Genomic DNA, 23,422 nt, shown 5'->3' with positions numbered 1-23,422 from the left:
AGTTACAGTTTGCTGCGGAATGCAGTAAAGTGTGTGAAATGGAGTGATAAAGATGAAGAGAGGCAGATCGAGGAGACGCCGCCGTCAGGCCAGGCTGGTGATGTACGGTGGAACGGTCATTTTACTGGCTGCGGTTCTTGGAACGGCAGGTCTGGCTGTTGGGCGGAGATCCGGCGGCAGAAGGCCGGAATCCGCAGTGGAAGAGAGCAGCACGGCCTCTGTGGCGGAACATCTGGCAGGGACGGTAACGGCTTACGAAGGCACAGTCGCCGAGGGGATTGACATTACTGGAAAGAGCCGGAGCGACGCCGAGAAGCTTCTTTTGGAGAAGACGAAGGGGCTGTCTGTGATCTGGCAGGATGAGACCGTGACGGCGGAGGAGGAAACCGGCGGAGCGGTCAGGAGGATTCTGGATGAGATTTACGGAAACGGACAGATGAAAACAGGAACATTCAGTTTCGACATGGATTCTCTGGAGGAGTCCTTCGGTGCGCTGGCTAAGGAGCTTGCCGGGAAATGGAACCGTGCGGCAGCCGATTCCCAGCTGGCCTCCTTTGATAAGGAAACAGGCGTCTATACCTATTCGGAGGCGAAAACTGGAAGAACGCTGAATGAAGAAGCGCTGGTACAGGGCCTGATGGAGGCGGTGAAAGCTGGAAATTATGCTGCGGTGAAACCGGAATTTTCGGAGATATCCCCGAAACGCAGCGCGGCGCAGGCAAAGGAGCAGTATCAGGTTATCGGAAGCTTTACGACGAAGACGACAAGCAACAAAAACCGGAATGAGAATATTCGTCTGGCGGTGGAAGCGATCGACGGCAGGATTCTGAAGCCGGGTGAGGAATTTTCCTTTAATCTCGCCACTGGAAACAGGACGAAGGAGAAGGGATACCAGCCTGCCGGAGCATACCGGAACGGCGTGCTGATTGAAGAACCGGGCGGCGGCGTGTGCCAGGTGTCTACCACGCTTTATAATGCCATTGTGAGTTCAGGGCTTTCGGCGACGGAACGCCATTCCCACAGCTTTACTCCGAGTTACATACAGCCGGGAGAGGATGCCATGGTAAGCTTTGACGGCTATGCCGGACCGGACCTTAAGTTTGTAAATTCAGAGCCGACAACGGTGGCAGTCCGTGCCTCTCTGAAGGATAACACACTGAAGATCTCCATAGTGGGCCTTCCGATTCTGGAAGATGGCGTGAAGGTTACCATGCGTTCCGAAAAGGTAAGGGACGTAGAACCACCGGCTCCGGTGTATGAGGCCAATGACGGGCTTCAGGCAGGTACGGAGAAGGTTGTGGATCAGGGCCAGAAAGGCGGAGTCTGGAAGACCTTCCGCGTAGTGACCAAAGACGGCAATGTCTTGGAAGAGACTCCGCTTCACAATACGACATACCGCGGAAAGGCATCGGTAATTCAAAAGAACGAGAACGCGGCAGAAACCGGTGAGTCTTCGGCGGAGGCGGGAGCAAACGAGAGCGCGGCCGGCGGACAGACGCAGGAGAGTGCTGGACAGGGAAATGCCGGGGAGGAAAGTGCCGGGCAGGGAAGTGCTGGACAGGAAAATGCCGGGCAGGGAAACGCAGGCCAGACGAGTGGCGCCGGAGATGCTGCAGGTGGAAACGCAGGGCAGGAGGAGGCGCAGCAGCAGCAGGCAGTTCCCCAGCAGACACCGGCGGCAGGTGCAGATGCAGATGCAGTCGTGGTACCGGCTTTTCCGGGACGTAGCGAATAGTGGATGATTAGTAGACTGGATAGGTGAGATAGGATATATGAAATATAAATTATAAAAATAGTGAATTTTCGTGTCATTCTCGGTATGCTTGGGATAGGCATAATTGTCCGCCAAGCCTTCTAAATACAGCATTTGTGCGCACTGCTTCAGGCATAAAGATTGTTATAAATCAGCCAAAATGCCGCCCGATTGCCGCCCTGATTTCCTAAACACTTGTAAAAAGCAATAAGAGCCAAAGTGAATTTATAAGAAAGCAGACTGTGTTTGACAAAGTTCTGAGCAACAATTAGACTATATGGAGAGTCTCCATTAGGCACATAAGGTATGCTGGAGATTATTTATACTGGAGGTATTTATGAACAATAAAATAATTATTGTCGAGGGTTATCTTGCTTCTGGAAAATCCACATTCGCATTAAAATTATCAGAATCATTGACAATACCGTATTTTATTAAAGATACATTTAAAATTGCACTGTGTGAAAATATATCAGTGAATGATAGGAATGAAAGTAGTCGTTTTTCTGCAGTTACTTTTGATGCAATGATGTATGCAATAGAAAGATTATTTGAAGTTGGATATCCAGTTATTATTGAGGGGAATTTTGTGCCTGAAGGCGTAAAAAGAATAGACGAGTCCAAGATTATAAGAGGAATAATAAACAAATACTCCTGCAAATCGCTTGTTTTCAAATTTTCAGGTGATACAAAAATCTTACACAGACGTTTTATTGAACGTGAAAGACTACCTGAGCGTGGACAGGTAAATAAAATGGAGTTTGAACCATCCTATACTGAGTTCGATGCATGGTGCCATAATCTAGATAAATTTGATGTTGGTGGAAAAGTCATAAAAATTGATACAACTGATTTTAGTAAGGTCAATTTTGAAAGATACATTGAAGTTGCACGATTATTTATTGATTCAAAAAGTGGCACAACATAAAGCTGATGAGCATAAGGCACAGATACGAATATGGATGATTCAATAGTGGCAAGCAGTGTATGAGTGTACGCACTCATACAGTTTGACTAATCAGATGGGGTATCTATGCATCCATTGGACGCTGGTCTATGAACGGATATTTAGACCGCCGGAGATGGAGCATACATCCCTGTTACAGTGGTCAGAAGATAGGAAGTAAGGTAACAATACCTGTAAACTAGAAAACAGGCTTCTAACGGTTTGGTCCATAAATGCAGAGAAAAATTTCCAGATTCGGAATGGTTGGTGCAAACAGAATCAGCAGAGGCTTTCTATGAAAAAATAGGGTTCAGCGTGAATAAAGATATTTTTTTGAGCATTCCATGCAAGTGGTTCTAGTGTTCCGTGTGTCCTTTTTTATCAGATGGTGAAAAATAATGTGGTACTAAGAGGGGGCTTTGCTGCGCTTAAGTACAAAGCAAAGAGGAGTAACACGATTTTAAGAGATATTTGCAGATCTTTATTTCATGTGGATTTGTGAGGGGCTTTATAAAAGATGGTAAATAATTTTAAAACACCTTTTGAGTATTGGGTAATTAGAAATAACGTATGAAATGCCATTCAAGATAAGAAGAGCCTTTTAAAGCCTGATCTTGTCCTGAATGGCTTTATTTTTGGCATTAAATATTCTGATTAAGCCTATGTAAAACTTTACAAAACTTCCTTCCTGTCGTAGAGTTAAAGAAAGACAATCATACCTGTCTCCTGCCTCCTGTTTTGGCAGGAGAGGCAGAGAAAAGGGTAGATGCTGCTTTACACGAAAGGGGAACACACATGAGAAAAGTATTTCAATCATCGGAATATCATATCGACAATACCGGAGAACATCTGGTTACAAAAGCACTTCAGACGCTGATTGATGAAACGTCGCAGGCGGGAGGTATTCTGGTTCTGGAAAGAGGCACGTATCTGACGGCACCGCTGTTTTTAAAGAGCGGAATGGAGTTCCATTTTGAGGACGGAGCGGTTCTGACGGGGACTACGGATGAATCGCAGATTCCGGTGATTCCGACCAGGGCAGCCGGTGTTGAGATGGACTGGTATCCAGGTATTTTAAATTGCAATGGGCAGAAAGATGTAATTATCAGCGGAAACGGTACCATAGACGGTCAGGGAGAATACTGGTGGCGCAAATACTGGGGAGACGACGGAAAGAGCGGAATGCGCGGTGAATACGATAAGAAAGGGCTCCGATGGGCCTGCGATTACGATTGTATGCGCGTCAGAAATGTGGTCATTATGGAGTCCTCCAATATTACACTGAGAGACATTACCTCAACGAGATCCGGCTTCTGGAATATCCATATCTGCTACAGTGACCACATTCATGTGGATGGCGTAAAGATCACATCGTGCGGGGCGGAAAGTCCCAGCACTGATGGAATTGATATTGATTCCTGCCACGATGTTCTGGTGGAAAACTGCATCACAGACTGCAACGACGACAGCATCTGTATCAAGTCGGGAAGAGATGCGGATGGCATCCGTGTGAACCGCCCCTGCCATGATATTACGGTGCAGAACTGTGAGATTCAGGCGGGCTTCGGTGTTACCATCGGCAGCGAAGTATCCGGCGGCGTCTACCGCATTACACTGAAAAATCTGCGTTACCACGGAACGGACTGTGGCTTCCGCATTAAATCCTCTGTGGCGAGACACGGTTATATCCGTGACGTAAGGGTGGACGGCCTTTCCATGATTAATGTGAAATATCCGTTCCATTTCTTCTTAAACTGGAATCCGGCATACAGTTACTGCGAGCTTCCCCTGGGCTATGAGGGAGATCTGCCGGCCCACTGGGAAAAGCTTCTGGAAGCTATTCCGGCTTCCGTTCCGAAGACAAAGGTCAGTGATATAACAATTGAGAATGTAACGGCATGGAATGAACCGGAGTATGACGGCATCAGCCGGGCGTTCCACATGGAAGGCTTTGAGGATCAGCCCATCGAGCATGTGGTATTTAAGAATGTATCGATGGCGTGCCGGGAGTTTGGGGTGATCAATCACACGAAGGATATCGAGTTCCAGAATGTTACAGTGTCCGTATCCGGGGCTCGTGATGAGAAAAATGACAGCTACGATAACCGGTAATTTGATATAGCCTTAGATCTTGCTGATCAGTTTGTGACGGTATCCGATGAGGCGATTCCTTACATGGGCAGCCATGTTCACAATATAAAGTTCCGCACAGATTCTAATGACGGCCATTATCACGAATTCTGCGTGACGTCTTCTGCCGCGATACCGGTTGGAGGCGGCAAGCATATTCATTTTTCCAAGGCGTATACGACTTCCGCAGATGGACATGTTCATGAGTTTCAGGTGGTATCTTTGATTGATAATCCAATCGAATAGTATGGAAAGCTGGCATAGGAGGAAAATCCTGTGCCAGCTTTTTTGATTTGGCAATTTTACTGGAGAGAACTGCCGAGGGGGATCGGCGGTGTTTCTGTTTTATTTATAAGTTTACTCCAATCATACAAAATGCAAAAAAACAAAGAAGGGTATTGACAATAAATTGTGCAAGGAATATAATGATCGACATAGAGTACACGTGTACGCAAATAAAAAGTGCATATACAAAAACCCCGATTACAAATAGCAGAAATAAATTTAATGAAATATAACCAAATAAATGAATGCGTATTTGGGAAATTTAACGAATGCCGGTGAAGGGAGAGAAAGGAGAGGGCAAAAAAATACCCTGAGAGTTTATCGGTCTGCCGCGAAACATACGGATAAACAGTCAGGATACCTTATTCAGTACCATTCTAAATGATTTAAGTAAAAAAGTAAAGGTTTCTTTTCATTAAAATTTATATATTACAGTTGTTAAACAACCATATTTCAGGAGGTTCTATATGAAAAGAAGATTTGTTGCTGCGATGCTGGCCGGAGTCATGGCGTGTTCACTGGCAGGATGCAATACGAAGTCACCGATGGCAGGAAAAGAAGAGACGACAACGGCCGCCGATACCCAGGCAGGCTCGGATACCCAGGCTGCTTTAGCAGAGGGAGAGACAGATAAGCAGGCGGAAACCGCAGGCCCGATCACCATTCAGTTCTGGAATGCATTTACAGGAACGGACGGCGATGTGCTGAGGGAGATTGTGGACCGCTATAATAAAGAGAATACCAGAGGAATTACGATTGAGATGGATATCATGCCGGCCAGCAGCTTAGAGGAAAAACTTCCGGCAGCCATCGCTTCCAAGACAGCGCCCGCCCTTATTATCAGAGGTAATTTTGATACGGCAACTTATACGGATAATGGAATTTTGACGCCGCTTGATGATTTCTTCGAGCAGACCGGAGCGGATGCCTCGAATTTCAGTGATGCATCTCTTCAGGCACTTCAGTACCAGAAGGTACAGATGATGATTCCGATGCAGGTTCATTCCACGTTCCTTTACTGGAATAAAGACCTGTTTGAAGCGGCGGGACTTGATCCTGAGACACCGCCGGCAACATGGGAAGAGGCGGCCGAGTACGCGCTGAAGATATCTGATCCGTCCAGAAAGCTTTATGGAATCGGTTTCCCGATCAGCGGCGCACCCTGCTATTTTGATGCAATGTTCAAGTCCAACGGAGGTGACGTCTTCTCTGCAGACGGTAAGAGTTCTGTTCTGGACAGCCCTGAGAACTTAAAGACCCTTCAGTATATTCAGAATCTCGTCAATCAGGGGGCTGCGCCGGTTGGATCTACAGGAGCCGATACGGATAACTTAATGCTTGCCGGACAGATGGGAATCTACTGCGGCGGTCCATGGCTGATCAGCGGACTGAAGGAAGCGGAGATCAATTTTGGTGTTACGGGAATGCCCGCAGGGGACAAGGAAGCTGCCGGTGTCATCGAGGTCCAGGGCTTTGGAGTCACCTCCACGGCCAGTGAAGAAGAAAAGGCGGCGGCTTACGACTTTATCGCCTACTGGAATTCAGACACGACTTGTAAAGAATGGTCCCTGCGCAACGGATATCCGCCATATTTAAAGTCTCTGGCAGAGGATGCAGACATCAAAGCGGATGCAACAGTCAATGCGCTGTCCTCTATCTCTGAGTTTGGATTTTCCTTTGCACCGGGAATTAAATCTGTAAAACAGGTCAATAACGACATTTTATTCCCCATGATCGAAAATGTAGTGGCCGGCAACGACCCGCAGGAGGAACTGAGCAAGGCGTCGGAGAGCATCAGCAAGCTGCTTTCTGAGTAGACAGCAGTACATAGAGGTGATTTCATTGAATAATATAAAAACCAGAAAGTCCCCTTCACGTTCATTCGGCAGAAAATACTGGAATAAACCGGATCGGGTAGCATATTTATTTATGCTGCCCTCTATCCTGGTACTGTTCGTATTTGCGATTATTCCGCTGATGGCATGTCTCGTAATCAGTCTGTTTGACATGAATATCTTCTTTGCGGACACCAGTTTTACAGGGGCCCACAACTTTATCACGGCATTTCAGGATACACGGTTCTGGAACGCACTGCTGAACACGGTTATATTCGTCCTGTTTGAAGTGCCTCTTCAGATTGTGATCGGACTTTTGACGGCCAATGCGCTGGTAAAGACCAGCCTCTTTAACAAGGCGGCCAGATCCATCTTCTTCCTGCCGGTAGTCTGCTCCATGGCGGCGGTAGGCATTATCTGGTCCATTCTTTTAGATACCAATATCGGATTCATACCGTACTTACTGGAACAGATCGGTATTCATAACGCCACCTTTTTCCGAAATGCGAAGACGGCCATGCCGACCGTGATCGCCATGACGGTGTGGAAAAATTTCGGCTACACCATGTCCATTCTGGTAGTGGGAATCCAGGGGATCTCCCAGAGCTACTATGAGGCGTCGGAGATCGATGGGGCAGGGAAGGCGGCACAGTTCTTTAAGATTACACTGCCGCTTTTGAAGCCCACGCTGGGGTTCTGCCTTATTACCAATACCATCGGCTCTCTTCAGGTGTTTGACCAGGTGTACGTCACGACACAGGGCGGTCCGCAGTTTAAGACCGAGACGCTGGTACAGTATATTTATAAAACCGGTTTTAATCAGCCCTACAATCTGGGATACGCCTGCGCCCTTTCTGTGCTTCTGCTGGTGGTGATACTGGCTGTCTCCCTTCCGATGTACAAGAACATGTTTATTAACCAGAATTAGGAGGCCGGGGATGAACGAAAAGAAGAGAAGACGTGTGACACTTTTAAGTGTGGTTAAGATCGTATTTACGGTGTTCCTGATTGTGATTGTCCTGTTTCCGCTTATCTGGATGGCGGTCGGGTCCTTTAAACTGGAAAAGGAGATCCTGGGATATCCGCCGACTGTTTTTGGAACGAAATATACACTGAAGTCCTTCCAGAGGATTTTTAAGACAATCCCTATGGCATCATATATTAAAAATACCGTGATATTTGCAGGCGGTTCAACGATTCTGGCAGTGCTGTTTGACTCATTAACGGGCTATGCGTTCGCGCGGCTGGATTTTAAGGGGAAAGATCTCCTGTTCATGCTGGTGCTGCTTACCATGATGGTACCGTTCCAGGTTATGATGATTCCACTGTTTCTGGAATCGAATCTGCTGGGGCTTTTGGATACCTACGGCGGACTGATTCTGCCGAAGGCCACCTCGGCATTCGGCATCTTTATGATGCGGTCCTACTTCGCGGCTCTTCCGAAGGATCTGGAGGAAGCGGCAAGAGTGGACGGCATGAGCGAATTCGGTATATTTGCAAAGATTATGTTTCCGCTGGTGATACCGGGGGTACTGACTCTGGCTATTTTCCATCTGATGCAGAACTGGAATGATTTGCTGTATCCGTTAATGATGACCAGCAGCACGAGGATGAGGACGCTCTCCGCAGGACTTGCCCTTTTTGTGGGAGAACACGCGACCACTTATTACGGGCCGCAGCTGGCCGGTGCACTTCTGTCGGTGCTGCCGCTGCTCGTCATTTATATCTTTTTCCAGAAATATTTTATTGCCAGTGTTGCGACCAGCGGAATGAAGGACTAGCACTGCGTTGCATAAGCTCCGATGAATTCTGCACTCGCTATTCACGCCAGGGCCACGCCCGCGAAGCTAGACGTAGGGTCCACTACGCCGTCGCTTCACGGACGCGCCCCTGACGCAAATATCAAGCACATAATTCACCGAAACTTACGCAATGCAGTACTGGCACTGCCAGGCTGCTGAAACAGAGGAGAGAAAAAAACAATGCAGAAAGCCAGAATTACGATCAATCGAGAGTTTAAAAAGGGTTCCGTTGACGACCGGATCTATGGAAGCTTTGTGGAACATATGGGCCGGGTGGTCTATTCCGGAATCTATGAGCCGGATCATCCGCTGGCTGATGAGGATGGATTCCGAAAGGATGTGCTGGAGGCGGTTAGAAACGCCGGCATTACCACCATCCGGTATCCGGGCGGTAATTTCGTCTCCTGCTATAACTGGGAAGACGGAATTGGCCCGAAGGAGGAGCGTCCGCGCAGGCCGGAGCTGGCCTGGAAGGCGGTCGAGACGAATGAGTTCGGAACCGATGAATTTATGAAATGGTGTGAAAAGGCCGGGGTGTCACCGATGCTGGCGGTCAATCTGGGAACCGGCAGTATCCGGGAAGCGTTGCATTACCTGGAATACTGTAATTTTAAGGAGGGCACCACATACAGCGAAAAGCGGAAAAGGAACGGGCGGGAAGAACCGTACCGGGTCCGCACCTGGTGTCTCGGCAATGAGATGGACGGGGAATGGCAGCTGGGCCACAAGGGCGCTTCTGAATATGGAAGGCTGGTGAGAGAGACCGCCAAGGCCATGAAGATCCTGGATCCCGGTGTGGAACTGGTTTCCTGCGGAAGCTCCTTAAATACCATGGCCACATTCCCGGAATGGGAGGCGCAGTCTCTGGATGAGACGTATGAGTATGTGGATTACATATCCCTGCATCAGTATTTTGACGGCCATGAAAAGCCTGTGGAAAGCTTCCTGGCACAGGCGGATGAGATGAGTGATTACATCCGGACAGTGACATCAGTCTGTGACTATATCAAAGCGAAAAAACGCTCTTCCAGACAGCTTTCTATCAGTTTTGATGAATGGGGCGTGTGGACCAGGGCGTCAAAGGAGACGGTAAGAGAGTGCGACGAGAGTCCCTGGCAGCAGGCGATGCCGATCAGCGAGATGGTTTACAGCTTTCAGGACGCGCTGCTCTTCGGAGGAATGCTTCTGGCAATCCTGAAACATGCGGACCGCGTCAAGATCGCGTGCCAGTCCCTTTTGACCAATGTCAGCGCGATGATCATGACGGAAAAGGGCGGCGGGGTGTGGCTGCAGCCGATCTATTATCCATTTGCGGATACTGCCGCCTACGGTCACGGCCACGTCATGGACTGCCGTGTAACCTCAGACTCGGTTTTATATGAGAAGAAAGAGATCCCGCTTCTGGATATGGCCGCGGTGGAGAACGGAGAGGAGATGGTTGTATTTATGATCAACCGTTCTCCTTCGGAGGAGATGGAGGTGTCACTGGATTTACAGGGATATGAGGCGGAAGCTGTGCTGGAGCACCGCGTTCTTACATCGGACGATCCGGAAGCCGTGAATTCACCGGGCCATCAGCCGGTGAGACCGGAACAAAAGGATGACGCTGCCATAAAAGACGGAAAAGTTGCGGTTATGCTTGACAGGCTGTCATGGAATGTGTTACGAATAAAAGTTAAGTGACAGCTGCCGGAACAGGAAGAGAGAATTCCGGCGCGAATAATGAAGAAACCGGAGGCATGGTGCAAAATGGGTGTTACGACGAATGATATAGCGAGAATCTGTCAGGTTTCGAGAACGACCGTGATCCGGGCCCTGAACAATCAGGGAAGGATCAGCAAAGAGACGAAAGACAGGATCGTGAAGACAGCGGAAGAACTGGGATATCGGCCGGATCTTCTGGCAAGAGGACTGGTAAAGGGAAAGACGATGTATATCGGCGTCGTGGTATTTGATGTTAAGAACCAGTATTTTGCCCAGATGTTAAGTGCAATCGAGACGGAGGCCCAGACAAGAGGCTACTGTGTAAACATCACGCTCCATGGAAAGAACAGGGAAAAAGAGGTGGATCTAATCCGAAAGCTGGTGGATTACCACGTGGATGGCCTGATTCTTTCCCCGGTAAATAAAGGAGAACATTTTAATAAGTTTCTGAAGAGTCTGGACACACCGCTCATCGTCATTGGAAACAAGGTTTCGGATGAGATTCCGTTTGTGGGAATCGATGAGCGGAGGGCGGCAAGGGAAGCGACGGATAAGATTCTGGATTCCGGCTATGAGCGGGTGGTGTTTGTCTGCCCGCCTCTGGGCGAGTCTAAGGAAGGGAACAACTATACCCATGAGCAGCGTCTGGAGGGCTTTCGGGATGCGATGGGGAGCCGGTTCACGGGGGCGCAGATCATAAGCTCGGAATCGTACGAGGAGGAAGCGGCTTCCATTCTGGAAGAGAGGGGCGGCAGGACTGCATTTTTCTGTTCCGGCGATATCTATGCGATGGATATTATGAAGTATTTGAAGGCACGCGGCAAACGGGCGCCGAAGGACTACGGAATCATGGGTTTTGATGATATTGAGCTTCTGGAATACTTATCTCCGCGCCTGTCCACCATCTATAATTCGGTGGAGGAAGTGGCGAAAAGGGCAGTGGAGCTTCTGTACGACGAGATGGAAGGCCGGGAAATTGCCATGGAAACCTATGAGCGCTACCGCCTTGTCCAGGGAGAGACTCTGTAAACGGAGAGGACAGACATGGACAGAGATCATTATGCATTAACGGAATACAACGTTCCGCTGATTGAAAACAGGGCTGATCCGTACATCTTTAAGCATGAGGATGGTACGTATTACTTTACCGCGTCGGTCCCTGAATATGACAGGATTATACTGAGAAAAGCCGCGGCCATATCCGGTTTAAAATACGCGGAGGAAAAGACACTTTGGGTCAGGCACGACAGCGGACCGATGAGCTGTCACATATGGGCGCCTGAGATTCATTATATATCCGGCGCCTGGTACATTTATTTTGCTGCCGGAGAGAAGGATGATATCTGGAAAATCCGCCCTTATGTGCTGGTAAACAGGGGAGACCCGATGGAAGATGAGTGGGAGGAACTGGGACAGATGAAGGCGGCGGAAACCCCGGAGCCTGACAAATTCTCATTTCAGGATTTTTCCCTTGATATGACGGTGTTCCCATACCGGGAAAAATGGTACTGCGTCTGGGCGGAGAAGGTGAATATCGGCAAAAAGATATCCAATTTATACATCGCTGAGATGGAGGCGCCGGACCGGCTTTTGACGGCGCAGGTGCTCTTAAGCGCCCCCGATTACGACTGGGAGCGCCGCGGATTCTGGGTGAATGAAGGAGCGGCTGTCTTAGAGAGAGACGGCAGGCTGTTTCTGACGTATTCGGCCAGCTCGACGGGAGCCGATTACTGCATGGGAATGCTGCGCTTACGGAGAGGAGGAGATCCCCTCGATCCGGCTGACTGGTCAAAATCCAGAGAACCGGTGATGAAGACCGATGCGGAAAAGGGGATATTCGGCCCCGGGCACAATTCCTTCGTGAAATCTGAGGACGGTCTCACGGATATTATGGTATTCCATGCCAGGCAGTATGACGAGATTTTGGGCGATCCTCTGTATGATGAGAATCGGCATGCCTATACACTTCCCGTGGAGTGGGATGAAAATGAGGAGCCGGTGTTTCAGTTTCGGAAGAACAGGCGTCCCAATATTTTAATGATGGTAGTGGACCATCAGGCATTTTACGGTCATTCCAGGGTGAAGACGCCGTATTTTGACCGGCTGAAGGCGGAGGGAGTGTTCTTTGAACGCGCCTACTGCTCCTCGCCTCTCAGTATGCCTTCCAGAAAAACGATGATGACGGGGCTGTATCCCCACCATCACGGCCAGACGGACAATTCCTTTGAAACGCCCTGGGACAGCCATGAAACGTATGTGGATGTCCTTAAGGAAGCCGGATACCGGAATTATTACTTTGGAAAATGGCACGCCTGCGCCGGAAAACCGTCGGATCTGGGATGCCTTGGGGTGTCCTACCCGGATTATTCCAATCCATACCATCAGCCGGAGTACGAAGAGTACCGGAGGCGGAAAGAACTTCCGCCGGCCAGAATGCGCGTGGAAATGAATATGTGCGAGAAGGGCTGGATCGACGATGTGAAGGAGGGGGATCTCTACGATTTCCCGCGGGATCTCACGAATGAGGCGCTCTCCGGCATCCTGGAGGGACCGAAAGAGTGCCATGAGGCGTACTATGTTGCGGATATGGCCTGCCGCCAGCTGGAGGAGCTGAAACGGGAGGAGGCTCCGTTCATGATGCGGGTGGATTTCTGGGGACCGCACCAGCCGTACTGCCCGACAGAAGAATTTGCGGCGCTCTATCCGCCGGAATCCATAGAAGAATACCCAAGTTTTTCCGATGATCTGGCCGGAAAGCCGAGATCCTACCTGTTCGATACGGGAAGGGAAACGAGCCGTGACAGAGAGCTGATCCGGCCGAATCCCATGGAATGGTCCCGGTGGCAGATGCTCCTTTCCAGATGCTACGGCCAGATCACTATGGTTGACGAGGCTGTGGGAAGCGTGATTGAGAAGCTGCGGGAGCTTCAGATGGATGAGAATACGCTGATTATCTGGACCGCGGATCACGGTGATGCCCTGGCCTGCCACGGCGGCCATTTTGACAAGGCCTTTTATTTGCCGGAGGAGGTGCTGCGGATTCCGCTTGCGATGGCCTGCCCCGGCGTGCTCCCGAAGAACCGGATCTGCAGGGAGCTGGTCACCAACTGTGATTTGGCTCCTACTATCGTGAGCGCTGCGGGAGGCGCCTTCCGCTCACCCGTGGATGGAGAGGATATACTCCGGCTGTTCACGGAGCAGAGGCCGGGCTGGAGGACGGCGCTCCTGGCAGAGACCTACGGACACCTTGCGCCGTGGAGGGCGGAAGCAGTCGTATGGCAGCAGTATAAATATGTGGATAATCATGGGGACGCGGAGGAGCTTTACGATCTGGAGGCCGACCCGTATGAGCTTCATAACCTGGCTAAGGAGAAAGAATATCAGGCCTTGCTTATGAAGATGCGCATGAAGTGGATGGAACTGAAGCCGCACATCTATAAGATATAGCCGCACTCTGTAAAATGATCGAGCGAGGATTGAAACAAAGTTGAAATGCCGGAAATGGCCGAGAGGCTGACTTTCCGGCATTTTTCTTTGCCGGGGGAGAGAAGTGAGGGATCTTAAGGTACTGCGGCCCCGGATTTTCCGGTTCATTCTAAAATTTACGAAGTCTGTTTACACACCGGATAATCCAGTGTATAATTAAAAAATGCTCTTACGAATGTAATAACAGGGCGTGTATACATAATTGAGGGGAACAAAGCATGAAACGTTTTTTGAAGAAATTACTCTGCTGGACACTGATCAGCAACTGTTTTCTCATGACTGCCTACGCTGCTCCGGCATGGCCGGCCGGACCAGATATACAGGCGGAGGCAGGAGTCGTCATCGACATGGATTCCGGCGCCATTTTAGGTGGAAAAGCGTATGATACGCCGTACCCGCCGGCCAGTATTACGAAGCTTCTTACGGCTCTTCTGGTGATGGAGCACAGCAAACTCGACGATGTGGTGACATTTTCAAGCAGCGCGGTCAATAACGTGGAGTCCGACAGCGGTAATAAGCTGAATGTGGCAGAAGGAGACAAGCTGTCCGTGGAGGACTGCCTCTATTCCTTGCTGGTTCATTCCTGTAATCAGGCGGCTAACGCGCTGGCAGAGCATGTGGCCGGGTCTCAGGAAGCGTTCGTGAAGATGATGAACGACAAGGCCGCGGCGCTGGGATGCAAGGACAGCCATTTCGATAATCCCTCCGGCCTCAACGGAGACACACAGTACGTGACGGCCAGAGACATGGCGGCGATCTCCAGAGCGGCATTTGCAGAGCCGGATATTATCAGAATCAGCGCGGCGCTGACACATACGTTTCCGCCTACGATCAACAATCCGGATGGCCTGACGATTTATGCGGAGAATAAGCTGATCCTGAATACGAATGACTCTTCAAGCCAGTACTATTATCCGCCGGTGAAGGGCGGCAAGACGGGATACCTCTTAAAAGCCGGCAACACGCTGGTTACCTATGCGGAGAAGGACGGAAAGCGTATGATTTCCGTGATTCTGAAGGGGAGTCCCGGACAGTATTATCTGGACAGCAAGGCGCTTCTGGAATATGGATTTGCGCATTTTACCAATTTTAATGTAGCGGAAAACGAAACTGCCTATACCGAAGGCGAGACAGCCGTGGAGGTGGCCGGAAAAAGCTATCTGCCGGCGGATCTTAAGATCGATCCGTCCGGAACGGTGACACTTCCGGAGGGCGCGGTATTTGCGGATACGGAGCACACGCTGACAACCGATTTTCCGGACGAGCATCCGGAGAGAAGCGTGGCGTTTATCCAGTATACATACGACGGACGGAAGGTGGGCGGCGCCTATTTGACGCAGAAAGAAGTGCAGGAACCGGTCACGGAGCCGGCAACACAGGAAGAGACAAAGCCGGAAGCGGATGACAAGAAAGAGGGCGTGAAGAAGAAGTTTTCCATCAATCCCTTTCTGATTATCGCACTGGTGGTGATTGCCGCCGCTGCCGGCGGTGGAGCGTATCTGTCATACTCCAGAAAGAAAGAGGAACAGCAGCGCGCGCTCCGCAGGGAGCAGAGGCGCAGACGGCTTCGGGAAGAAGGCGTGACGGAAGAGGAATTCGACCGTTTGCTGAAAGAGCGTCTGGGAGACTGTAGTAAAGGGAATAATCGAAAGAAGAGATAGAAAAAAGGCTGTACCGCTTACCTGGGAACCGGGAGACGGTACAGCCTTTTTTATGCTTAATTCCGGCGGCTGCCGCGGGAGTTTGTTCAGTGACTAACGATTCCTGGCCGCCTGTGTGATATAGTTGCCGGTAAATGCGAGGCCCGCCAGAACCAGCGCGGTTCCCAGCCCTGAGTAAAAGACTGCGATAAAGATATCCGGGCAGAGGCCGGAGGTGCGCAGGCCGATCCCAAAGGTCATCATAAAAGCCATGATGCAGAAGGACTTGCGGTCAAAAAACTTCAGAATGAACTGCATCTCTTCCTCATAGCGTACAATCCGGTCGGTGTGCCTGCGTACCAGTTTGCCAAACACCATGAACCAGAAAAGGAAAAATACTGCTGCGGAAAGGGCCAGATTGATCAGTGTCACATAGCTTTTATAGGAAATGATCCCGATACGCAGAATATTAAAGCCGGCTGCGAGCCAGACAATGCCTGCAAGCAGCAGTAGATAATTTTTTTTGATTTTCATGTGAATACCTCCTTAAATGAACAATGTTCATTATATGCCGGTTTTGGAGATATGTCAAGTGATGGCGGCGCAGTTTTTTTGAATTTTTTGTGTGGGCAGGAGCGCGGACTTATTGACAGATCTCCAAATGATTGAAAACCCCGCTTAATGGACAGAATACAGGAGAAGATATGTTACATTTTTCTTAACAATAGAAATGATGTATTGACTTTAAATCTTACATATGTAATAATTTATAAAAACTCGGTGCAGGACGCGAAGTCTGCGGGAGCGGATGTGAGATTTGACGGAATTTGTGCGTGAAATGTCATCATCAGGAAAAGGTATGAGAACGAAGCTGTAAAGAGAGGAACCATATTATGAGACGTAGAAAAAGCAAACGTGGACTGATGATCGGTGGTATTGCCGCAGGGATCCTGATTGCTGCGGTGATTGTGACAGGGATTTTCTGGTTTCAGAGAGGAGGGGAGGCGGAGAAGGAGACGACCCCGGAAGAGCTCCTGATGGAGTACACGGATTATATCAGGACCGGTAACTACGAGGCGATGTATGGAATGCTGAACGAACAGAGCCGGAAGAATATCGGTCTGGAGGACTTTACAGCGAGAAATAAAAACATCTATGAGGGAATCGGCGCCGCCGATATTCGCGTGGAGATCCAGAGTGTGGAGGAACGGACGGAAGGTTTGAAGACGGTCAGCTACCAGACTTCGCTCAACAGCTCCGCCGGCGAGATCAATTTCCTGAACCAGGTTGATTTTATTTGGGAGCAGGCGGCTGAGGACCAGGGAACGAAGAAGAAAAAGGCGGCGGGCGGCTATCGGATGATCTGGAATGATCAGGTTATTTTCCCGAATCTGGGCCGCACCGATAAAGTGCGTGTCTCCACCGACCGGTCTGTGAGAGGGGAGGTTCTGGACCGGGACGGCGGCCTGCTTGCCGGAAAAGGGAACGCTTCTCTGGTGGGCCTTGTGCCCGGGAAAATGGCCGGTTATACCGCGGGAACGGAGGGAGAGACTTCCGGCACGAGCCCTGATCTGGAGCGGCTTTCTGAGCTTCTTGGTGTCTCCGTGGAGAGTATAGAGAAGAAGCTGGCGGCAAAATGGGTGAAGGAAGACTCCCTGGTTCCGGTTAAGACGCTGAAAAAGGTAGATGAGTTTGATCTCCAGTCAGCGAGTCCAAGAGAGGATAATGTGGAGAATAAGGCGCTCCAGGACGCGCTTCTGGCCATACCGGGCGTGATGATTACCGATACACCGGTGAGATCCTATCCGCTGGGAGAGGCGGCGGCCCATCTGGTGGGATATGTCCAGAATGTGACGGCTGAGGATTTGGAGAAGCATCCGGGCGAGGGATACTTATCGGACAGCGTCATAGGGAGAAGCGGAATCGAAACTCTGTATGAAAAAGAACTGAAGGGACAGAACGGGGAGAAGATTTCCATCGTCACCTCCGAGGGCGCGGAAAAGCTGGTTCTGGCCGCCATACCGCGGGTAGACGGCAGCAATATCACGCTGACCATAGACAGCAGCCTGCAGAGGACCATCTACGAGACGTTCAAAGACGTCAAGAGCTGCACGGTCGCCATGAATCCTTACACGGGTGAGGTGCTGGCACTGGTGAATACGCCGTCGTATGACGACAATGATTTTATACTCGGCATGTCAGAGGAGAAATGGGCCTCGTTAAATGAAGACGAGAGAAAGCCGATGTTTAACCGTTTCCGCCAGCGTTTTGCGCCCGGCTCCTCGTTTAAGCCGATAACGGGAGTCATCGGGCTTTCCACGGGAGCGCTGACGCCGGGCGAAAGCTTTGGCACAGACCGCGCGGGACTTAGCTGGCAGAAGGATGCCAGCTGGGGAAAGTATCAGGTGACGACGCTTCACGACTACAGCCCGGTCAACCTGGAAAATGCCTATATTTACTCCGATAATATTTACTTTGCGAAGGCCGCGCTGAAGATCGGGTATGACGACTTTATGGCCGGGCTCGACCGCCTGGGCTTCAATCAGGACCTGCCCTTCGAGATCTCCGTCTCCCAGTCCCAGTATTCCAACACGGAACGGATCGAGACGGAAATCCAGCTGGCGGACAGCGGATACGGTCAGGGACAGGTGCTGATGAATCCGATCCACCTGGCGGCCCTTTATACCATGTTCCCCAACCGGGGAGATGTCATAAAGCCATACATTGCGTACAGGAAGGAGCCGGCATCGGAAGTATGGCTGAAGGGTGCCTGTACTCCTGAGATTGCGGAAACAATCGATACCGCTCTGAAAAAGGTAATCAGCTCGGAGCACGGAACAGGCCGCGCCGCTATGCGGGCGGATATTACGCTGGCAGGCAAGACGGGAACGGCCGAGATAAAAGCGTCGAAAGGAGACACCTCCGGAACGGAGCTGGGCTGGTTTGCAGTCTATACGGCCGACGGCCCGGACCGCACGCCGATACTCATGGTCAGTATGGTGGAGGATGTCAAGAATGCCGGAGGAAGCGGGCTGGTGGTGAGAAAGGCGAAGGCCGTGCTGGATTCTTATATTCCGCCGGTGCAGTAGTGAACTTACCGGATCCATGGTAGAAATTTCCTTGTAATGATGTACCTCTGAATTTGACAGATACACACGGATATAATAGAATTGTGAAGGCATAGCGCGTATTTGTCTGTAGTGGATATGTGCATTTTACAAATTCGATTTGAGGAGAGAATCATGGATTACAGGACAAAAGCAATAAACTGTGTAAAGGATACCGTATTACCTGTTCAGATGCAGTGGTTTCAGGACTGCGGCTTCAATATGGATACATATTGTCAGAAATATGGAGATACAGAGCATTCCTTTGCAAAAGAAATCGAAAAGGGCCATATTTATGAAATGGGTTATCCCAAATGCGTATGTGAGGAAGCACTGGCGGGAGGAAAAGACGCTTCCTTCTGCGAGTGCTCCAGACAGAGTATGATATACGTTTTGGAAAATATGATGCCGGAAAAGCACATAGAGGTGGAGATAATCGAAACGGTTTTGAGCGGAGCCGAAAAGTGTCGGTTTAAGGTTACGGTCGAATAAGCGGTTTTAAGCCGTTTTTTTCAAAATTTAAGGCAATGAAAATGTCATCTGACGGGAACGCAGTGGTTTCGTCTGATGACATTTTTATTACCCATAAAGCTGCTTCTCTTTCAGGATACGCAGTGCGATCTCTCCCGCCTTTGTACCGGTTGCCCCGTCGTCTCCGTTAATATGGACCGCAAAGGAACAGGAGCCGTTTTCAGATTCTATGAAGCCGATAAACCAGCCGTTGGTGTTTTTTCCATCGACTGTGCCGGTGCCGGTTTTTCCGTACAGTGACGATGTGCCGTCTGAGGAGAGGAAAAGCGCGTCCTTAACGGTCTCCATGTCACGCTCCGAGTACGGCAGCGTGTGGCTGGATAATGCAGCCAGCAGCTTCACCTGTTCCAGAGGAGATATTTTCAAGGAGGATTCCAGCCAGAACCGGGAGAGGCCTCCTGAAAAGTCCAGATTTCCATAGGAGAGGGCAGTAAGCTCCTGTTTGATCGAGTCCAGGCCGCTCTGGCGGTCCAGATTCATAAAATACCAGTTGACGGAGTTCGTCATGGCGGTGTTCAGGTTCTGGTCCCTGTTCCAGGAATCGAAGGGACAGGCTTCTCCGTTCCAGGCCATGGCAGAATCCTTCGCAGTGATGATACCCGCGTCGAGGGCCATCAGGGCGCTGTAGATCTTGTAGGTGGAGTTTGGCGAAATCCTTGTGCGGGCGTCGTCCTCATTGGATATCAGATAACGGTTTTCGGAACTGTCATACAGGACGAAGCTGCCGTCAAAGTCTTCGAAATAGCTGCTCAAATCTTCTAAAGACGCCTGGGGCAGAGCCGCACGATAGTGGTCTGAGGAAAATGCGAGAGCGGAGGCGGACGGCGTGGTACAGATCACCAGCGCTGCGGTTAAAAGATACAGCAGCCGGCTCTTTAACCGTCTGTTGCCGGTTTCCCGGCGGTAGGAGGCAATGTACAGAATCCGCTTCCTGATCTCTTTGCGGCTGCCGCCGATGCCGGCTGTCTGCCCAAAGGTCAGATGGGAGAGACTGGCTGCAAAATGAAGCAGGGCATTTCCATAATCACAGGACGCTTTTTCACCAAGAAGCGCCAATACCGCTGTATCGCAGGCAATTTCCCGGTCGCTGTCCATCTCCTTTAAGGCCAGCCAGACCAGAGGATGGAACCAGTAAAAAATCAGGAGGAGGCGGAAAAGAACGCCGCTCATGATATCCTTATGCTTGTAATGCAAAAGCTCGTGCAGCAGAATGCAGCGGATCTCGTCTTCCGATAGTCCGGAGAGCCGGGACGCCGGCAGCAGCACACAAGGCGCGGCAATTCCCGCCGTAACCGGGGAGCGGAGCCGGGAGGAAGAACGAAGCGGAATGTCCCTCCGGATTCCAAGCTGCCTCTTACAGTCCTCAAATATGTCCCGCAGGACTGCATCCCGAACGGGAAGGGCAGTCTTCTTTAAAAAATTGACCCGGACCGCGGAAATAATGGTGAGGACTGCAAGTAAGACCGCTCCTCCAATCCAGAGGGAGAGAAGGGCGAATGCCAGATAACCAGGCATTTCCCGGCTAACCGAAACGGAAAAATCATGGAGCAGTCCCGTGGCTGTAAAAATATTACCGGCAGCCTCCGGGCCCCCGCCCTGCCACGAATCCTCGGCCGGGGCCGTCCGCAGATCGGCAAGGCGGGAAGTCAGCCTGCCCAGCCATGGAAATGCTTCAGCCAGGAACGGCGCGGCCGCAAGGATCAGGAGAAGAAACCACAGGCGGTAACGGGTTTCCGCTGTCAAGTACCGGTCAAACGCTTTTCGTATGAACATAATGATGCCGCCGGAAACTGCAATGGCGGCACTGCTTTGCAGCAGATAAAGAAGCAGAGATTCTGCCATCTGCTATTCTCCTTCCCCGCCATGCGATAGGAGGCCGCGAAGCTCTTCCAGTTCCTCCTGGGAGATCCGTTCGTCCTTCATATAATTTGCCACCAGTGAGGTCAGATTTCCATTGTAGAACCGATTAAGAAAATGCTCACTCTCCTGGCTTAAATAGTCTTCCTTTGCTACCAGCGGGGTATATACAAAGACCCTGCTTTTCTTTTCATATGTAATGGCCCCCTTCTGCACGAGGCGCTTAAGAAGCGTCTGGATCGTCTTGGGGCTCCACTCCGTAGCCTCTGAAAGGCAGTCCGTCACCTCGTTGGTGCTTATGGGAGCTTTGTTCCAGATGACTTTCATAACTTCATATTCGGCTTCTGATATCTGCGGCAGCCTGCTCATGATAACCTCCCTGTTCTTACAAATGTAATAGACATATTATACGCGAGCGGAACGCCGCTGTAAAGGGGGCGGGATCAAATATTTGAGCGAGTTTTCTTATTTGACGGATCCGGCAGGACCATGATATACTAGTGCTGGTACTACGGACAGTTAGAAGCAAAACTGGCCCCGGCCGGAGACTGTCCGGCCAATCATACAAGAGGTGCGAGGTAAGACAACATGGTCCAAAACAGGGGAATTAACCAGGACGTGACACAGGAGATGAACCGTTCTCTCCTTTTAAAAAATTTAAGAAGAGAAGGCATGTGTTCCAGGGCATATCTGGCTTCCCTGACAGGGCTGAAGCAGGCGACCGTGACCAATATTATGAAGGATTTCTTAAACTGGGGAATCGTCACGGAGGTGGGCTTTCTGAATGGAAGCAAGGGCCGCCGTTCCATCGGCGTATCCATTAATCCGGACCGTTACCGGGTCATCGGCGTGCGCCTTGCGAGAAAGCATTACAGCGTCGGCCTGTTTGATTTGACAGGGACGCAGATAACGAAGAAGCGAGTGGATTTTAAACCGGAAGAGCAGCCGGATGCGGAAGATATTCTGAATCAGATCGCGGCCGAGATGCGCATTCTGATGAAAAAATACGGAAAAGATACCATACTGGCGGCAGGCATGGCTGTGCCAGGGCCGTTTATAGCGAAGAAAAACCGAATCGCTCTGATCACGGGAGCCGATATCTGGAAGGATGTCGATTTAAAGAAATTCTTTGACAGAGAACTGGACATCCCCGTGTTTTTAGAGCACAATGCCAACGCCGGCGCCTATGCCCATATGTGGGATTTAAAGGACGCCTACCGCGATGATATTCTGGTCTATATCGCGGCCGGTCAGGGAATCGGCGCGGGAATTGTGATGGACGGAAAGATTTATAAGGGTGCTCTGGGAACCTCGGGGGAGATCGGTCACATGACCATCGACCGGAACGGAAAGCCTTGCGCCTGCGGCAATAAAGGCTGTCTGGAGCGGTATGCCTCTTCCCTGGAATTAGTGAAGGCGGTATACGGCGGCCAGGCGGGCCGGGCAGGATGTAATTTTGAAGATGTGGAACGGCGGATCCGCGAAGGCGACCAGTTCTGTATGGACTGCTACCAGCGCGCCTGCGAGAGCCTTGGAATCGGAATTATCAATATTGTCAATGTCATCAATCCGGATATCATCATCATCGGGGATGATATGGCGAGACCGGATCCGGAACGAATGGAGGCTGTGATCCGTGAAACCGTGCGGGAAGGCATTCTGGCCGACGTGTGGGAGGGGCTGACGCTGTCGATCAGCACCTATCAGGGCGATCCGATCCTGACGGGAGCGGCAATCGTCGCCATCGACCGGATTTTCGACAGTCCGGGCCAGTTTATCCCAGCAACGAATCAGGTGGGTGCCTGCGAGCCCGTCTGACGAATGGCGCAAAGTCTACGGAGCGTAGATTGTCCCCGCAGGCTTTATGGGGTACAATGGAATACGAGGTGATAAACATGAATACAGAACGCAAAAAACAGCTTATTATGGAATACAAAAACCGCCATCCGGAGATGGGCGTGATCTCTTTGAAATGCAGGGCTACCGGCGAATCATTTCTGGGAATATCGGGAGATACGAGAACCGCATTCAACAGCGTCTGTGCCAGATTATCGGGCTCTTCCCATCCGAACCGGCATCTGCAGGAGCTGTGGAAGGAGTATGGGGAGGAAGGCTTTGAGCAGTCGGTGATTAAGGTGCTGAAGTATGAAGACCCATGCGAGGACCATACGGAGGAACTGGAGCTGCTCCGGGAGGAATGCCTGGAGGCGGATGAGAAGGCTGTCAAGATCTGGAAATAAAAGAACTGGTAAAAAAGAACTGGTAAAAGAGCCGGTTGTTGTTTAGAAGAGACCCTAAACTGCGGGGTCTCTTTTGTTTTGCCCGGAATCTCAGGCACGGGAGTTT

The 23,422-nt window shown here is 50.5% G+C and carries 18 protein-coding genes; 15 read left to right on the top strand and 3 right to left on the bottom strand.

The window, feature by feature from the left end; translation table 11 throughout:
• Positions 1-52: 52 nt before the first annotated feature.
• The 11 genes from H8S80_RS21165 (at position 53) to H8S80_RS21115 (ending at position 15,602) form a co-directional block, all read left to right on the top strand.
• A complete protein-coding gene (locus H8S80_RS21165; protein WP_117630970.1) occupies positions 53-1,735 on the top strand; it encodes a VanW family protein in 1,683 nt (560 codons plus the stop codon).
• A 355-nt stretch (positions 1,736-2,090) separates the two neighbouring features.
• Complete coding sequence (locus H8S80_RS21160; RefSeq protein WP_117630968.1) at positions 2,091-2,681, top strand: P-loop NTPase family protein; 591 nt, start codon at positions 2,091-2,093, stop codon at positions 2,679-2,681.
• An 813-nt stretch (positions 2,682-3,494) separates the two neighbouring features.
• Complete coding sequence (locus H8S80_RS21155; protein WP_117630966.1) at positions 3,495-4,811, top strand: glycoside hydrolase family 28 protein; 1,317 nt, start codon at positions 3,495-3,497, stop codon at positions 4,809-4,811.
• A 33-nt stretch (positions 4,812-4,844) separates the two neighbouring features.
• Positions 4,845-5,075, top strand: coding sequence for a YmaF family protein (locus tag H8S80_RS21150; RefSeq protein ID WP_243007857.1), 231 nt, complete (start codon positions 4,845-4,847; stop codon positions 5,073-5,075).
• A gap of 506 nt (positions 5,076-5,581) precedes the next feature.
• Positions 5,582-6,931, top strand: a complete 1,350-nt coding sequence (locus H8S80_RS21145) for an ABC transporter substrate-binding protein (protein WP_117630962.1) — start codon at positions 5,582-5,584, stop codon at positions 6,929-6,931.
• A gap of 16 nt (positions 6,932-6,947) precedes the next feature.
• Positions 6,948-7,877, top strand: a complete 930-nt coding sequence (locus H8S80_RS21140) for a carbohydrate ABC transporter permease (protein WP_243008408.1) — start codon at positions 6,948-6,950, stop codon at positions 7,875-7,877.
• 10 nt (positions 7,878-7,887) lie between these two features.
• A complete protein-coding gene (locus tag H8S80_RS21135) occupies positions 7,888-8,730 on the top strand; it encodes a carbohydrate ABC transporter permease (protein ID WP_002603220.1) in 843 nt (280 codons plus the stop codon).
• A gap of 201 nt (positions 8,731-8,931) precedes the next feature.
• The gene (arfA, locus tag H8S80_RS21130) at positions 8,932-10,434 is read left to right on the top strand and encodes an arabinosylfuranosidase ArfA (RefSeq protein ID WP_002603221.1); all 1,503 of its coding nucleotides are present in this window, start codon (positions 8,932-8,934) and stop codon (positions 10,432-10,434) included.
• Positions 10,435-10,500: 66 nt separating this feature from the next.
• Positions 10,501-11,484 carry a LacI family DNA-binding transcriptional regulator gene (locus H8S80_RS21125; protein ID WP_117631003.1) on the top strand — a complete coding sequence of 328 codons (984 nt, stop codon included), beginning with the start codon at positions 10,501-10,503 and terminating at the stop codon, positions 11,482-11,484.
• A gap of 15 nt (positions 11,485-11,499) precedes the next feature.
• Positions 11,500-13,902: a family 43 glycosylhydrolase gene (locus H8S80_RS34880; RefSeq protein ID WP_117630960.1), complete on the top strand. Its 2,403-nt coding sequence runs from the start codon at positions 11,500-11,502 to the stop codon at positions 13,900-13,902.
• A gap of 257 nt (positions 13,903-14,159) precedes the next feature.
• On the top strand, positions 14,160-15,602 hold the full coding sequence (locus H8S80_RS21115) for a D-alanyl-D-alanine carboxypeptidase family protein (RefSeq protein WP_117630959.1): 1,443 nt from the start codon (positions 14,160-14,162) through the stop codon (positions 15,600-15,602).
• Positions 15,603-15,695: 93 nt separating this feature from the next.
• Here the strand turns inward: H8S80_RS21115 and H8S80_RS21110 are convergent, their stop codons facing one another.
• Entirely contained in the window at positions 15,696-16,115 is a 420-nt protein-coding gene (locus H8S80_RS21110) for a hypothetical protein (RefSeq protein ID WP_002603225.1), read from the bottom strand.
• Between the two features lie 359 nt (positions 16,116-16,474).
• On the opposite strand from H8S80_RS21110, the gene H8S80_RS21105 reads away from it, so the two are divergent.
• Positions 16,475-18,670, top strand: coding sequence for a penicillin-binding transpeptidase domain-containing protein (locus H8S80_RS21105; protein ID WP_181987890.1), 2,196 nt, complete (start codon positions 16,475-16,477; stop codon positions 18,668-18,670).
• A 153-nt stretch (positions 18,671-18,823) separates the two neighbouring features.
• Positions 18,824-19,180: a hypothetical protein gene (locus tag H8S80_RS21100; protein ID WP_025529922.1), complete on the top strand. Its 357-nt coding sequence runs from the start codon at positions 18,824-18,826 to the stop codon at positions 19,178-19,180.
• Positions 19,181-19,267: 87 nt separating this feature from the next.
• Here H8S80_RS21100 and H8S80_RS21095 read toward each other — a convergent pair whose 3' ends face one another.
• Positions 19,268-21,061: a BlaR1 family beta-lactam sensor/signal transducer gene (locus tag H8S80_RS21095; RefSeq protein ID WP_117630958.1), complete on the bottom strand. Its 1,794-nt coding sequence runs from the start codon at positions 21,059-21,061 to the stop codon at positions 19,268-19,270.
• 3 nt (positions 21,062-21,064) lie between these two features.
• Entirely contained in the window at positions 21,065-21,445 is a 381-nt protein-coding gene (locus tag H8S80_RS21090; protein ID WP_117630957.1) for a BlaI/MecI/CopY family transcriptional regulator, read from the bottom strand.
• Positions 21,446-21,664: 219 nt separating this feature from the next.
• Between H8S80_RS21090 and H8S80_RS21085 the strand changes: the two genes are divergently transcribed.
• The gene (locus H8S80_RS21085) at positions 21,665-22,894 is read left to right on the top strand and encodes an ROK family protein (protein WP_002603230.1); all 1,230 of its coding nucleotides are present in this window, start codon (positions 21,665-21,667) and stop codon (positions 22,892-22,894) included.
• Positions 22,895-22,971: 77 nt separating this feature from the next.
• Positions 22,972-23,316: a GIY-YIG nuclease family protein gene (locus H8S80_RS21080; RefSeq protein ID WP_002603231.1), complete on the top strand. Its 345-nt coding sequence runs from the start codon at positions 22,972-22,974 to the stop codon at positions 23,314-23,316.
• Positions 23,317-23,422: the final 106 nt, after the last annotated feature.

It is taken from the genome of Hungatella sp. L36, from assembly GCF_014288035.1.
This window is presented reverse-complemented; position numbering and strand designations above follow the sequence as displayed.